General features: G+C 61.8%; 11 protein-coding genes and 2 pseudogenes. 6 read left to right on the forward strand and 7 right to left on the reverse strand.

Annotated features, from left to right (window positions below; all coding sequences use genetic code 11):
- Together BMX67_RS16805 and BMX67_RS16810 are read left to right on the forward strand one after the other, a co-directional pair.
- Positions 1–1,779, forward strand: coding sequence for a SulP family inorganic anion transporter (locus tag BMX67_RS16805; RefSeq protein WP_245739502.1), 1,779 nt, complete (start codon positions 1–3; stop codon positions 1,777–1,779).
- A 35-nt stretch (positions 1,780–1,814) separates the two neighbouring features.
- Positions 1,815–2,732 (forward strand): LysR family transcriptional regulator, encoded by a 918-nt coding sequence (locus BMX67_RS16810; protein WP_090737456.1) that lies wholly within the window; start codon positions 1,815–1,817, stop codon positions 2,730–2,732.
- Between the two features lie 78 nt (positions 2,733–2,810).
- On the opposite strand, the pseudogene BMX67_RS19805 reads toward BMX67_RS16810, so the two are convergent.
- Positions 2,811–3,011: pseudogene (locus BMX67_RS19805) on the reverse strand (ATP-binding protein); the annotation flags it as partial.
- 778 nt (positions 3,012–3,789) lie between these two features.
- Between BMX67_RS19805 and BMX67_RS19925 the strand changes: the two are divergent.
- A pseudogene (locus tag BMX67_RS19925) lies at positions 3,790–4,284 on the forward strand (transposase); the annotation flags it as partial.
- A 47-nt stretch (positions 4,285–4,331) separates the two neighbouring features.
- On the opposite strand, the gene BMX67_RS16830 reads toward BMX67_RS19925, so the two are convergent.
- On the reverse strand, positions 4,332–4,940 hold the full coding sequence (locus tag BMX67_RS16830; protein ID WP_090737462.1) for an SH3-like domain-containing protein: 609 nt from the start codon (positions 4,938–4,940) through the stop codon (positions 4,332–4,334).
- Between the two features lie 561 nt (positions 4,941–5,501).
- Between BMX67_RS16830 and BMX67_RS16835 the strand changes: the two genes are divergently transcribed.
- Positions 5,502–5,846, forward strand: coding sequence for a DUF1636 family protein (locus BMX67_RS16835; protein ID WP_090737497.1), 345 nt, complete (start codon positions 5,502–5,504; stop codon positions 5,844–5,846).
- 147 nt (positions 5,847–5,993) lie between these two features.
- On the opposite strand, the gene BMX67_RS16840 is transcribed toward BMX67_RS16835, so the two are convergent.
- A complete protein-coding gene (locus BMX67_RS16840) occupies positions 5,994–6,467 on the reverse strand; it encodes a pyridoxamine 5'-phosphate oxidase family protein (protein WP_090737464.1) in 474 nt (157 codons plus the stop codon).
- Positions 6,468–6,540: 73 nt separating this feature from the next.
- Positions 6,541–7,887 carry a polyhydroxyalkanoate depolymerase gene (gene phaZ, locus BMX67_RS16845; RefSeq protein ID WP_425438987.1) on the reverse strand — a complete coding sequence of 449 codons (1,347 nt, stop codon included), beginning with the start codon at positions 7,885–7,887 and terminating at the stop codon, positions 6,541–6,543.
- A gap of 494 nt (positions 7,888–8,381) precedes the next feature.
- Here phaZ and phaC point away from each other — a divergent pair, with 494 nt between their 5' ends.
- The gene (gene phaC, locus BMX67_RS16850) at positions 8,382–10,160 is read left to right on the forward strand and encodes a class I poly(R)-hydroxyalkanoic acid synthase (protein WP_245739504.1); all 1,779 of its coding nucleotides are present in this window, start codon (positions 8,382–8,384) and stop codon (positions 10,158–10,160) included.
- A 189-nt stretch (positions 10,161–10,349) separates the two neighbouring features.
- Positions 10,350–10,805 (forward strand): Phasin, encoded by a 456-nt coding sequence (locus tag BMX67_RS16855; RefSeq protein WP_090737468.1) that lies wholly within the window; start codon positions 10,350–10,352, stop codon positions 10,803–10,805.
- A gap of 61 nt (positions 10,806–10,866) precedes the next feature.
- Here BMX67_RS16855 and BMX67_RS16860 read toward each other — a convergent pair whose 3' ends face one another.
- The 3 genes from BMX67_RS16860 to BMX67_RS16870 are packed head-to-tail and all read right to left on the reverse strand — an operon-like array spanning position 10,867 to position 13,524.
- Positions 10,867–11,625 (reverse strand): iron ABC transporter ATP-binding protein, encoded by a 759-nt coding sequence (locus tag BMX67_RS16860; protein WP_090737470.1) that lies wholly within the window; start codon positions 11,623–11,625, stop codon positions 10,867–10,869.
- Complete coding sequence (locus BMX67_RS16865; RefSeq protein ID WP_217645899.1) at positions 11,622–12,581, reverse strand: iron chelate uptake ABC transporter family permease subunit; 960 nt, start codon at positions 12,579–12,581, stop codon at positions 11,622–11,624. Before BMX67_RS16865 ends, BMX67_RS16860 begins: the two co-directional genes overlap by 4 nt.
- Positions 12,571–13,524, reverse strand: a complete 954-nt coding sequence (locus tag BMX67_RS16870) for an ABC transporter permease (RefSeq protein WP_090737472.1) — start codon at positions 13,522–13,524, stop codon at positions 12,571–12,573. The genes BMX67_RS16865 and BMX67_RS16870 overlap by 11 nt, the downstream gene beginning before the upstream one ends.
- Positions 13,525–13,526 lie beyond the last annotated feature (2 nt).

The following is a 13,526-nucleotide window of genomic DNA, read 5'->3' on the forward strand; positions in this document are numbered from 1 at the left end:
GTGACTGACAGCCTGTCGATGCTCTATCTACGTCGGCCCTGGATGGCGCGGGTCGACCGCGCCACCCTTGGCGCCGATGCACTCGCGGGACTGACCAATGCCGCCATCGTCTTGCCGCAGGGCATGGCTTTCGCAATTATCGCCGGGTTGTCGCCTCACTACGGGCTGTTCACCGCGATTATCACCACTGCGGTTGCGGCGTTTTGGGGCTCTTCGAGTGTCATGGTTTCGGGGCCCACCACCGCAATCTCGGCGGTGATGTTCACCGCGATCTCGACCTATGCCGTGCCAGGGACCGAGACCTACATCGCCATGGCGCTCACCGTCACCGTTATGGTCGGAATGATCCAGTTGGCCGCCGGACTGGCGCGGCTGGGAGGGCTGATTGCCTTCATCTCGCACTCGGTGATCGTGGGCTTCACCGCCGCTGCCGCCATCCTAATTGGGGTCTCGCAACTCGGCGGCGCGCTGGGCGTCGAGGTCGCGGGCGGCGGTGGCGTCTTCGAGCGCCTTTCTCGCCTGATCAGCGCCATCGGCGGAACGAAACCCACCGCCGTCGTCATTGCCGCCGTGACGTTGCTTTGCATCCTCGCGATCCAACGCATCGACAAGCGCATGCCAGCCTATATCGTGGCGCTGGCCGCCGGGGCTGCCATGGGCTGGGCCCTGGACGCACCGGCCCGAAGTGTCGCAATGTTCTCTGAGCTTCCGGCGGTGCTTCCCAGTTTCCTGATCCCCGACGTGGGCCCGTCCCAGATTATTGATCTGTTGCCTGCTGCCGCCACGATTGCGTTTGTCGGACTGCTTGAAGCGATCTCGATCGGGCGGTCTTTTGCCGTCCGCCGCGGCGAGAAGTTTGACGCAAACCAAGAGATCGTGGGCCAGGGCCTTTCGAACGCCATCGGAGGGCTCTTTCAGTGCTACGCGGGTTCCGGCTCGTTCACACGCTCCGGCCTCAACGCCGAATCTGGGGCGCGGACACCCTTGGCGGCGATCCTCGCCGCGACGTTCTTGCTGGCCCTTCTGCTAATCCTCGCGCCGCTGGTTCAATACATTCCCGTCCCGGCCATCTCGGGCATAATCCTCTATGTCGCTTGGAGGTTGATCAATTTCGCCGAGATCCGTCATATCCTGCGCAGCCGCGCCGAGACCGCGATCCTTGCCGCAACCTTCCTGACCGGCATCCTCACGCATCTGGAGCTTGCCATCGTCGCAGGTGTTATCGCCTCGCTGGTGCTGTTTCTCTACGACAGTGCGCATCCCTTCGTAGGGGTCGGTGCCCCGACCTATGTCGATGGTCATCGCTGCTTCAAGAATGCGGACAGGTTCAATCTGCCGCAATGCCCGCAGCTGAGGATGATGCGGATGCATGGGCCGGTGTTCTTTGCCTCGGGGGACGCGATCGAGATGTCGCTGCGTAAGATGGATGCTGAGCGCCCTGACCAGACGAACTTGATTCTGGAGCTCAAGGGGACGGAAAAGATCGATATGGCCGGCGCGGATCTCCTGATTTCCGAGATCCTGCGGGCTCGCGATCGCGGCGGCGATTTCCGCATTATCGCTACCTATCCCGGGGTGTTGCGCCAACTGGTTCGGTTGGGCGTGATGCAGGTGTTGGGGCGCAATCACCTGCACCCCAACAAGACCTCCGCTATCGCAAAGGCGGCTCCAACCCTGAGCGAGGACATTTGCCGCACATGCGGATTGCGGGTGTTCCATGAATGCGCACAGCGCCCGTGCGGCGCGTCAAATGATGACGGACCGGCGCGCTCAGTGTAGCGTGGCGCGGCATTGCCCTGCCCAAGGACCCTGCTATGCAGATTGACCCGAAACATCTTATTCAGCTGGCCACCATCGTGCAGTGCGGTTCCTACGGGGCGGCGGCGGCTAAGCTGGGCGTGGCACAACCGGCGCTAAGCAAGAACATGAAGAAGCTCGAAGTACGCCTTGGCGCGCCGATTTTTGAACGGATCGGACGGCAATCCGTCGCCACCGAGCTCGGTACGACCTTCGCTCGCTTCGGGCTGATGATGCTGGCCGCCGATGAACAGGCGCAGGCCTATGCGCAGCATATCGCAACCGGCCAGGCGGGCAGCCTGCTGATCGGCACGCCGCCATCGCTGGCCGACAATTTTCTGGCGCCGATCCTGACAGAGTTCCTGTCTACGCATCCGGGCTGTCGCGTCGAGTTGCGCGTCGGTCTGCTTGCGGAGTTGGAGACGCAACTGTCGACCGGACAGGTCAACCAGGTCATCGGGCCGTCGCGTCCGCATGCCACAGACGTGCAGCTCGAGTCCGAAACATTGGCCGAGGACATGCTAGGCATCGTCTGCCGCAAGGGCCATGCGCTTGCGCGCAAGCGTGAAATCCTGCCGCAGGATCTTGAGACGCAACGCTGGGTCGTCCATTCCCGTGGCAGCTATCTGCGGATCCAGACCGAAGACGGGCTTGCGCGGTTCGGGGTCACGTCGCTCGAAGTCGCGCTCGACACGGATTCGACCGAGACCGCCTACAAGGCGGTCGCCGGCTCCGATCTGATCACCGTCATGCCGCGACTGCCGACGGTGTTGTCGGGTCACGCCCATGCCATCGACTTCCTGCCACTCGACAGCACCGCCTTTCTGCGCCCAATTGGGATTATCCAGCGCGCCTCTCACAGCAGGTCCGCTCTTGAAATCGCCTTTCTGCGACACGTGAGGAGAGCGGTGGAACGCGGCGCGGGTTCATGTTGACCTGAGTGCTGGCCGTCACGGAGAGCTGACCCAGCATTGTCATCGATAATTGCCCCGCCTGTCAGTACGTCGGTGTTTTCATGATGGGGTCAATGTCGGTGTTTCCTTGCTCTTCCTTTTCGCGGTTTCAGAGCCGGCTTTGAAGCGATAACTAACGATGCCGCTTTCCAGGACATGGCAGTGATGGGTCAGCTGCTAGAGGAGCGCGGTGGTCATCTTAGCGTCGCCAAAGACGCTGGCCCATCCGCTGAGGCTCGGGTTCGTGGTAACCACGACGCTTTCCGGAAGGGTCGGCAATCGCCGAGATGCTGGCAGACTACGCGGTGATGCGAGACCACGCGAGGCAGTAGCCTTCTGTAAATCGTTGCTCTTGTGAGTCCGTCCACTTGCGACCTATGCTAAGTTCCATGACTTCATGGGTTTTTAGCAAGTGGCTTAAGACGCGATGAGCTTATCCCCTGACCTGGACGAGGCTGACCAACCGCAAACCTTCGGTCGTCGCACGGGCCGTTCATTTTATGCTGCGCCTATCTCAGAGTTTCGCATCACCGAAGATGACGCGATCATCGGCAGGCTGTCATCTCGCCACGTTGCCTTCCACGCCGCCGCGGAGGCCGAGCAACTTCGCGCCTGGGAGCGCGAAATCGAGATCCTGAAGGAAAGCTTCGCAAAGCTAGGCTCGCCCTGCGACGACTGGCAGCTCCTCCTCGAAATCCCGTTGCTGCGGCTTGCAAAACGGATCGATGCGGTTGTGCTCGCGCCCGGCGTCGTCGGCGTGATCGAATTCAAGATCAACGCGACGGCGTTTCAGAGCGCTGACCGGGTTCAGACGGAACGCTACGCGCAATCGCTCAGCGACTTCCACGAGGCGTCGCAGCAGCGACTGCTCCTGCCTATCCTATGCGCTGAGCGGGCGCGGGCGAAGCCGCTGTCGACGACGTTGGTCGAAGGCGTCGGCACATTAATGGAAGCCAATGCGACGACGCTCGCAGACGCGCTTCTGATCGTGCAAAGTCATGTCGATCGAAACGTTGCCGCTATTGACGCGCATGGGTTCACCTACCTGCCCATGCGACGCGGGTTCCTATACCTCGTGGCGATCATGGACTGGCACACCCGCAAGGTCCTGTCCTGGCGGATCTCGAACACGCTGGAGGCCGACTTCTGTGTCGAGGCGCTGACCGAGGCCATCCACAAGTTCGGCCCGCCAGAGATAATGAATACGGATCAAGGGTCCCAGTTCACGTCCTTTGCCTGGACGGACCGGCTCCGACGATCTGGCGTGCGCATATCGATGGATGGGAAGGACGTTCGCAAGCTCACCCTCGACAACATCTTCATCGAGAGGCTGTGACGCACTCTCAAATACGAGTGCGTCTACCTGCATGCCTGGGAGACCGGTTCGGAGACAAAGGCGGCCATTCGGAAATGGATGACCTTCTACAACCACCAGCGCCCGCATTCAGCCCTGGGCGGCAAGCCTCCGGCGCTGGCCTACTGGCAGAGAAATGATATCACCCCCCCCGATCAGCAGGTGCAAAGAGTAGCTTAATTTACGCCAGATCCTGTCCAAGAGATGGGAAGTAGCTCAGACCGGCCTCAGACCGCCGCCTTGGGCCGGTCGACCAGAAATTCGAACCCTTTGGTCGAGATGAAGGCGAAACAGGCCCCGATGAACATCGACACGGGCGACACCAGATAGACCTCTTCGACGACACCGACCTTGTTGCGCAGATAGCCGATCAGACGGGTATGCACGGCAGATGCAGGGTCCAGTACCCGCACTTGCTGGCCGACCTTGAAGACCGGGTTCAGCGCGACATCACGATAGGGATCGTCGCCGGTGAACATGTAGTCGACGACCCGGTCGGTGATTGCCGGGTTGCCTTTCTGGGGCATCGGCGCGTCCGGATTTTCAAGGTAATAATCGGTCAGTTCGTCCAGTTCGGCCTGGTCGATATAGTTCCGCTCGATCAGATAGGCGCACATGCCGCCAAGCCATTTGATGTAGTAGCGGTACTTGAAGTAGTCGAGCGGGCTCATGCCCTCTGCCTTCACGCGCAGATGCGGCCAGGCCCAGATGCCGGTTCCCATCATGCACATGTGGACACCGAACAGTTGTTTTTCCCAGTCTTCCACGAAGACCCGCTTTTCCGTGCTGACGGGGCCCACGTTTTCAAGACCGCCCAGATATTGTTGCAACTTCATCGTCGCTCCTCCGTGCTGAGCATAAAAAAGGCCCCCATGTTCCAAGAGAACGTGGGGGCCACTTTGCCATGCGCTTGTCGCGCTTATTTCAAAGACCGATTTATCACCGATCTGTCATCAATCGTGGCATGAGGTTGCAGGTCCAACAAGAAAAAATTCCAGGATGCACCGGAAACGGCGTCACCGGATGGGGCTGGCGCGCATCTCGGCCCGGAATCTGCCTGAAAATTGGAATATTTAGCAGAATTATGATAAGTAACGAAAAAAAATCAGTGGTATTGAGGACGTATCGTGATGCAAGTTTGCTTGATGCTGAAAATATAGGCAGCAATCTTTTTCTGCGGATCCGGGCGGGCGACGGCTTGGCGTTTTGCACGTCGTGAAAATTTGCGGCCGCCGCCACCATATAAGATCGCACATTAGGGGCTGTGGCAACTGTCTGTTTGCCCATGACAGGATGCGATCGGCAGGTTTCGTCTTGACCCCGTGGTGCGCCGATCCGGATAGTCGGGGTCGATGCAATTGGCAGATGGAACGCGCAAGCCCGTGGCGACCGAAAGAATGCACAAGATCTTCATCTGCCGCAGCTGCGCGGATGTTGATGCGGCCCCTGCCGGACCGGACCTTGCAGCACGGCTGCGGGCCCGTCTTTCGACATCGGCCGAATTCGGGATGATTGAAGTCGTCGATTCCCGCTGCATGCTTTCCTGCGGCAAGCCGATCGCGGTGTCGCTGACCTGTCCGGGCAAGATGTCCTATCTGTTCGCGGATGTTGATGCGGCGACCGATCTGGGAAATCTTGTCACACTGATCCGCCTGTACCGTGACAGCCCCGGCGGCGCCATAAATGATGCCCGGCCTGTCGGGCGGTTGCGGCATTGCCTGCTGGGGCGCCTGCCCACCTAGATCACCGAACCGACCCGCTTCGAGGGTCGCACTTCGACGGCTTTGATGGACAGGCGTTGCGCCCGCTGTCGGAGTTTTAAAGCTACGCCAGTCTATCGTTCTGGGTTCATGAGGTGCAGTCCCAGCACGATTGGGCCACGATACTTGTTACAGCGCAACCGAGAAATGGTCGCCCATGTCGGGTTTCTGATCGGTCAGGTGTGCCTTGGCGATTTCGTAGAGGAAGGCGAGGCTGCCGTCCGTGGTCCAGACCTCGGCCTTGGTCGGGCGGAATTGCAGCAGCTGCACATCCTCGTCCTGCTTGCCATCCTCGAACCAGCTGGCGGCAACGGCATTCCACAGCTCGTCCAGTTTGGCACGGTCCTCCGACAGGGACAGCTGACCGTGGATGCGCGTGTACAGGCCTTCGCGCGCATCGCTGACGATGTGGATTGCGTCCTTCGGGCCCAACGCGGCCTGAGTGGCAAGCTCGGTGCCCTTGGCGGTGATGAACCACAGGCAGCCCGTCTTGCGGTCGACATAATGCGACATCGGGACAAGGCGCAGATCGCTGGTTGCGCCCAGCATCCCGGTGTTGATGTCGTCGAGGCGGCCCCAGAATTTTTCAAGATTGTCGGTCATGTCGATCCTTTCTGCCGCTGCATGTGCGGCGTTCACGGGATCAACCTGACCGACGGTCGAAAGTTCCTGCCGGTCAGACGGCCATCTTGCCGCTGTCCATCGGGTCCTGCGCGCCGCAATCGGGGTTGGGATCGCCGGTCTTGCGGCGGCGCTTGGGGCGGGTTTCCTCGGGCGTGCCGGCATGTTCGTCGATGAAATCAAGGACCAGCGGGCGGATATTCAGGCGCCATGACTTGCCGGCGAAGATACCGTAATGGCCCGCGCCGGGTTCCAGATGCTGGGCCTTCTTGCTGTCGGGCAGGCCGGTGCACATATCCAGGGCGGCGACGCATTGTCCGGGGGCCGAGATGTCATCATTGGCACCCTCGACAGTCATCACCGCGACTTCGGTGATCTTGCCGATATCGACGGGCTTGCCCTCGACGGTAAAGCGGTTCTGCGCGATCTCGAGATTCTTGAAGATGCGTTCGACCGTGGACAGATAGAATTCGGCCGTCATGTCCATCACGGCAAGATATTCATCGTAGAACTTGTTGTGCTTGTCGCCCTCGGTCGCGGTTCCGCGGGCCTCGTTGAAGATCTTGTCGGTGAACGCCTTGGCATGGGTTTCGGCATTCATCGCGATGAACGAGGACAGCTGCGCGAGGCCGGGATAGACCATGCGCCCGGCACCGCGATATTTGAAGCCGACGGACTGGATCATCATATGTTCCAGTTCGCCCATGGTCACGCGGTTGCCGAAATCGGTGACCTCGGTCGCGGCGGCGTCCGGATCGACGGGACCGCCGATCAGGGTCAGCGTGCGGGGCTGGGACTTGGGGTCGTCCTCGGCCAGGATCGCCGCCGCGGCAAGCGCCAGCGGGGCGGGCTGGCAGACGGCGATGACATTGGTGTCCGGGCCCAGATGACGGATGAAGTCCACCAGATAGCGGGTGTAATCCTCGATATCGAACTTGCCTTCGCTGACGGGAATGTCGCGGGCATTGTGCCAATCGGTCACATACACCTCGCAATCGGGCAGCAGCGAGGTCACGGTCGAGCGCATCAGCGTGGCGTAATGCCCCGACATCGGCGCGACCAGCAGCACCTTGCGCGCGCTGGGGGTGCGGCGCGCGACGCGGAAATGCACAAGATCGCCGAAGGGGCGGCGCATTTCCGGTTCGACATATACGATGTGATCCTGCCCGTCCTCGCCCGCGATGGGCGGGATTTCCCAATCGGGCTTGATCACCATGCGGGCAAAGCTGCGTTCGGTGACGCGGCCCCACGCGCTCATCAGTTTGAACACCGGGTGGGGGTTCAGCGCAAACATGGGGTAAGAGCCAAGGGCCCGGGCCGTGGCCCCCAACCATTCATTGGTGTTCCGGATCGTTTCCATCGCATCATAAGAAACGACGCCCTTGATACCCTTGATCGGCATGGCTGTTCACCTTTGCTGCATTGCAGCAACAAGGTTACTTGGGATCGGGGTGCAAAATCCAGAGAAAAGCTTGCTTTACCCCGTCACGGCATGCTGGGTATCATCAAGGTTGAATAAGGGGGAGCCGATTCATGGCACGTCGTCCAGACCAGTCCAGCAATTCGAATGCGGGCACGGGGGACGCTGACGCAGCGCCTGCAACGCCGGACCCAAGCCCTGCCAAAAAGGCACCGGCACGTCGTCGCGCGGCAAGCACGAAACCCGCCGCGACCTCGGGCAGTGCCGAAAAACGACAGGGCGGGGGCAAGGCCGCCGCCGCGCGGACAGGCAGCACGACCAAGGACAAGGCGGCACCTGCGCCGAAAAAACCGCGCGCGCCGCGCCGCAAATCCGCCGCCGTTCAGCCCGAAGCCCAGATGTCGAAGGCCGCATCGGTCAGCGCAAGCGAGGCGGCACGGGAACAGGACCCGGTTTCGCCACTGGATCCGCAGGCCATGGCCGAGCAGATGGGGGCAACTGCGCCCGCTGCCCAGAAGCTGGCCGACAATATCGAACGGATCGAGGCCCTCAGCCATCGGCTGTTTTCCGCGCTCAGCGAGCGGAAGATGCCCAATCCGGGGGTCGAGGGGCCGGGGCCGGAACTGGCCATGACGGCGACCAGCGCCTGGATGAAGATGCTGGCCGAACAGCCCGCCCGCGTCATCGAACAGCAGGTGAACTACTGGGGCGAGACGCTGAAAAACTATACCAAGGCGCAGATGGAACTGGCCAAGGGCAGCTTTCACGCGCCCGAGGATGACAGCCCCGCAGACAAGCGGTTCCAGAACCCGCTGTGGCAAAGTCATCCCTATTTCAAGCTGGTCAAGCGGCAATACCTGACCAATGCCGAGGCGCTGAAACGCGCGACGGACGAACTGGATCTGTCAGATGGCACCGCAAGGCGGCGGCTGGACTGGCTGACCAACCAGATCATCGACATGATGTCGCCGACGAATTTTCTGGCGACCAACCCCGACGCGCTGGAGCGTGCCGTCCAGACCGAAGGGGAAAGCCTGGTCAAGGGGCTGGAAAACCTGGTGCGCGATGTCGAACAACATGGCGGCGAGATGATCGTGTCGCTGGCCGACAGGGACGCCTTCTCGGTGGGTGAGAATATCGGCACCGCCGAAGGCCGTGTGGTGCATCGCACGCCCCTGTTCGAGCTGATCCAGTATGCGCCGACCACCGATCAGGTGCATGAACTGCCGTTGATCGTCTTTCCGCCCTGGATCAACAAATTCTACATTCTGGACCTGAAGCCCCAGAACAGCCTGATCCGCTGGCTTGTGGGGCAGGGGCACAGCCTGTTCGTCGTCAGTTGGAAGAACCCGGATGCCAGCTATTCCGACACCGGGATCGAGGATTACATCGCGGCCTATATCGACGCGATGGACAAGGTGCGCGACCTGACCGGCCAGCACCGCCTGAACGCGGTCGGCTATTGCATCGCGGGCACGACGCTGTCGATGGCGCTGGCGCTGTTGAACAAGCGCGGCGATGACCGCGTGAACAGCGCGACCTTTTTCACCACGCTGACCGATTTTTCCGAGCAGGGCGAATTCGTCAATTTCCTTCAGAACGATTTCGTGGACGGCATCGCCGAAGAGGTCGAGCGTCACGGCCTGATGCGCGCCCCCCTGATGTCACGCACCATGAGCTTCCTGCGCGCCAATGACCTTGTCTGGGGGCCTGCCGTGCGCAGCTATATGCTGGGCGAGGCGCCGCCGGCCTTTGACCTGCTGTACTGGAACGGCGACAGCACCAACCTGCCGGGCAGGATGGCGATCCAGTATCTGCGCGGGCTTTGCCAGCAGAACCTGTTCGCGGGGGACGGCTTTGACCTGATGGGGCATCGCCTGCATATTTCCGATGTGAAGGTGCCGCTTTGCGCGGTCGCGTGCGAAGGCGATCACATCGCGCCCTGGCGCGATTGCTGGCGCGGGGTGGCCCAGATGGGGTCCGATGACAAGACCTTCCTTCTATCGGAATCCGGCCATGTCGCCGGCATCGTCAATCCGCCGACGCGCAAGAAATACGGGCATTACACCGGTGGCCGCGATTTCCGTCACGGAGCCGAGGCCTGGCGCGAATCGGCAGCCTTCGATGCCGGCAGCTGGTGGCCCAGCTGGGGGACATGGCTGGCCGAAAGGGCGGGCCGGATGGTGCCCGCACGCAGCCCCGAAGAGGGCCTTGAAGCCGCGCCGGGCAGCTATGTCCATGAACGCGCAGGGTGAAGTCGCGTAAATTTTTTCGCGTGCTCAACGGCTTGCGCGGCCAGCCTGACAAACCCAAATTTTTTCTGCACCGCAGCGCAAAACACTTGAAATGCTGCGGTGCAGCATTCATATTGTCTGCATGGAAACGGAACTACGCGGCGCCCTTTCCTTCCTCCCAGTCGCCGCGACGAATTAGGAGTGAACGACATGGCAAAAGCCCCCGATTTCGCAAAAACCTTTCAGGACATGATGGCCAACTTCCCGGTCGACACCAGCTCGATGCAGGATGCCGTCAAGTCGCAGACCGCACTGGCCGAAAAGCTGGCAAAGGTTTCGCTGACCGCTGCCGAGCGTTCGACCGAGATTTCGGCCCAGTGGGCCAAGGACACCATCGCCCGCATGGGTGAGCTGACCGCCACCAAGGAAGAGCCCTCGGACTACGCCAAGGCGATGACCGATTTCGCGTCGGCCTCGGCTGAAGTCGCTGCCGAGCACATGGCTTCCTTCGCCGAAGTCGCCAAGAAAGTTCAGATGGACACCGTCGATCTGATGCTGACCGCTGGCAAGGACATGGCTTCGGAAACCCAGAAAGCCGCTGAAAAGGCGACCCGCGACACGCAGGCTGCCGTCAAGAAAGCCACCACGGCTGCAGCTTCGAAGTAAGTTTCGGGCGATCGGTTTACCCGAAAGAAAAAGGGGCGGTTCACCGCCCCTTTTTTCATGCCTAGTCATAGAATGCCGCGATACGGCGACCGTCGATGTCATGGACCGGGATATCGGTTTCATACAGATCGGCCAGCACCTCGGGCGCGACGATCTGTCGGGGCGTTCCCGTGGCGAAGATGCGCCCGTCCTTCATCGCGACGATGCGATCGGCATGGCAGGATGCGAAATTGATGTCATGCAGCACGACCAGAACCGTCTTGCCCAGATCCTGCGATATCTGCCGCAACAGCCGCATCATGGCGCGGGCATGTTTCATGTCCAGATTGTTCAGGGGTTCGTCAAGCAGCAGGTATTTGGTTTCCTGCGCGATGGTCATGGCGACAAAGGCGCGCTGACGCTGCCCGCCCGATAGCTGATCCAGAAAGCGATGCTGAAGTTCGGCCAGATCCAGATAGGCGACGGCACGATCTATGGCGGCCTGATCGGCGGCGTTCAGGCGACCGCCCGAATGCGGAAAGCGGCCAAAGCCGATCAGCTCGCGCACGGTCAGTCGCGCGGTCAGGTGGTTGTCCTGCCGCAGCATGGCGATCAATCGCGCCAGATCGGCGCTGGGGGCCTGATGCGCGTCCAGCCCGTCGATGCTGACCCGTCCGCCATCCGCCGGTGCAAGCCGCGCGATGATCGACAGCAATGTGGACTTTCCCGCGCCATTCGGCCCGATCAAGGCCGTCACGCCCCCCTCGGGCAGGTCCAGCGAGACATCCTGCAAGACCTGCGTCCGGCCAAAGGATTTGGTGATGTTCTGAATGCGGATCATCGGCGGCCTCGCGCGACCAGAAGGGTGATGAAGATGATGCCGCCTGCGAACTCGACCAGAATGCGCAGGGCGGTGTCGAAGGCAAAGACGCGTTCCAGCAGCATCTGACCACCGACCAGCAGGCTGACGGCGATCAGGCTGGCGGCGGGCAGGACATGGCGATGGGCCGAACTGCCGACCGCCAGATGCGCCAGCGCCGCAGCCATCAGCCCGAAGAACAGGATCGGGCCGACCAGCGCGACCGAGACCGAAACCAGCACCGAAATGGCGACCAGCACGGCCATCGTCTCGCGTCGCCAATCAAGCCCCAGATTGATGCCGACCGGGCGGCCCAGGGCCATCACGTCAAGTCGGGGCAGTCGCGGGATCAGCCACAGTGTCACAAGCCCGACCAGCAGGCTGGCCACGCCCAGCAGGTCCAGCGGCACGGCATTGAAGCTGGCAAACATCATGTCGGTCAGGACCATGAATTCATTCGGATCCAGCATCCGTTGCAGAAACTCGGCCAGGCTGCGGAACAGGATCCCGACCACCACGCCGATCAGCAGAATCCGGTGCAGATCCTCGGTCCCGTCGCGAAACAGCCAGCGATACAGCGCCATCGACGCCGCGACCATCAGGACCGCATTGGCCGCAAAGATCAGCCGTGGGTCGAACCCGGCCATTGCGGTGCTGCCGAAGGCGGTCACCAGCAGGGTCGCGCACAGCACGAACAGCGAATCGAAGCCCATGATCGCGGGCGTCAGGATGCGGTTCGAGGTGACGGTCTGAAACAGCACGGTCGAACAGGCGACGGCATGGGCGATGATCACCAGGCCCAGCAGCTTGCGCCCCCGGAAAGGCAGGATGAAATCCCAGTTGCCCTTGGCACCCACGGTCATGAAGGCCAGGATCAGCCCCGCCGTCAGCAGCCCAAGCGCCGCCAGCGCCAGTTGCGGTCGGCGGTTACGCGGCACGACGCCGCCCCGCGATCAGCCACAGGAACACGGCGCTGCCGATCACGCCCATGATCGTGCCCACCGGCACCTCGTATGGCATGATGATGACGCGCCCCAGAATGTCGCAAAACAGTACCAGCCCTGCGCCCCCGATTGCGGCCCAGGGGATGGCGCGGCGCATGTTGTCGCCAAGCGCGAGGCTGACGATATTCGGCACGATCAGCCCCAGAAACGGGATCATCCCGACCGAGACGACGACGATGGCCGTCACCAGCGACACGATCGCCAGCCCCAGCGCGACCACCCGGCCATGCGACAGCCCAAGTGACGAGGCCATGTCGCGGCCCAGCCCCGCCACGGTAAAGCGGTCGGCCGCAAACCATGCCAGACCCGCGCCGACCGCGGCCAGCCACAGCAATTCGTAACGCCCGCGCATCACGCCCGACAGATCGCCCTGTGTCCAGGCCAGCAGGCTTTGGACCATGTCAAAGCGATAGGCCACAAAGCTGGACCCGGCAAAGATGATCCCGCTCAGCATGATGCCGATCAGCGGCACCAGCATCGGGTCGCGCATCGGCACGCGGCGCAGGATCGCCAGAAAGATCGCGGTCCCGGCCATTGCAAACACGGTGCCCACGGCCATTTTCGCGATGATCGGCGCAGCGGGAAACAGCAGCATCATCAACAGAAGGCCAAGGCCCGCAGCCTCCATCATGCCGGTATTCGAGGGCTCGACAAAGCGGTTGCGGATCAGGGTCTGCGTCAGCACGCCCGCGATGGCCATGGTCGCCCCGGCAAGGATCAGCGCCGCCATGCGGGGCAGGCGGCTTTCGATCAGGACCAGCCATTGATCGTCCTGCCCGGCCCACAGGCCCGACAGGCTGACCTGCGACACGCCCACGAACAGGCTCAGCGCGGCCAGCCCAAGATTGATCGCTATGGCAATCGCCAGCACCGGCATCG

The sequence above is a fragment of the Paracoccus homiensis genome, assembly GCF_900111675.1.
GTDB lineage: Bacteria > Pseudomonadota > Alphaproteobacteria > Rhodobacterales > Rhodobacteraceae > Paracoccus > Paracoccus homiensis.

What these genes read in the sequence shown, in the direction of transcription:
- BMX67_RS16840 (WP_090737464.1), bottom strand. Translation starts at nt 6,467, where the DNA reads ATGACCGACAATCTTGAAAAATTCTGGGGCCGCCTCGACGACATCAAC.
- BMX67_RS16855 (WP_090737468.1), top strand. Translation starts at nt 10,350, where the DNA reads ATGGCAAAAGCCCCCGATTTCGCAAAAACCTTTCAGGACATGATGGCC.
- BMX67_RS16830 (WP_090737462.1), bottom strand. Translation starts at nt 4,940, where the DNA reads ATGAAGTTGCAACAATATCTGGGCGGTCTTGAAAACGTGGGCCCCGTC.
- BMX67_RS16870 (WP_090737472.1), bottom strand. Translation starts at nt 13,524, where the DNA reads ATGCCGGTGCTGGCGATTGCCATAGCGATCAATCTTGGGCTGGCCGCG.
- BMX67_RS16860 (WP_090737470.1), bottom strand. Translation starts at nt 11,625, where the DNA reads ATGATCCGCATTCAGAACATCACCAAATCCTTTGGCCGGACGCAGGTC.
- phaZ (WP_425438987.1), bottom strand. Translation starts at nt 7,887, where the DNA reads ATGCCGATCAAGGGTATCAAGGGCGTCGTTTCTTATGATGCGATGGAA.
- BMX67_RS16810 (WP_090737456.1), top strand. Translation starts at nt 1,815, where the DNA reads ATGCAGATTGACCCGAAACATCTTATTCAGCTGGCCACCATCGTGCAG.
- phaC (WP_245739504.1), top strand. Translation starts at nt 8,382, where the DNA reads ATGGCCGAGCAGATGGGGGCAACTGCGCCCGCTGCCCAGAAGCTGGCC.
- BMX67_RS16835 (WP_090737497.1), top strand. Translation starts at nt 5,502, where the DNA reads ATGCACAAGATCTTCATCTGCCGCAGCTGCGCGGATGTTGATGCGGCC.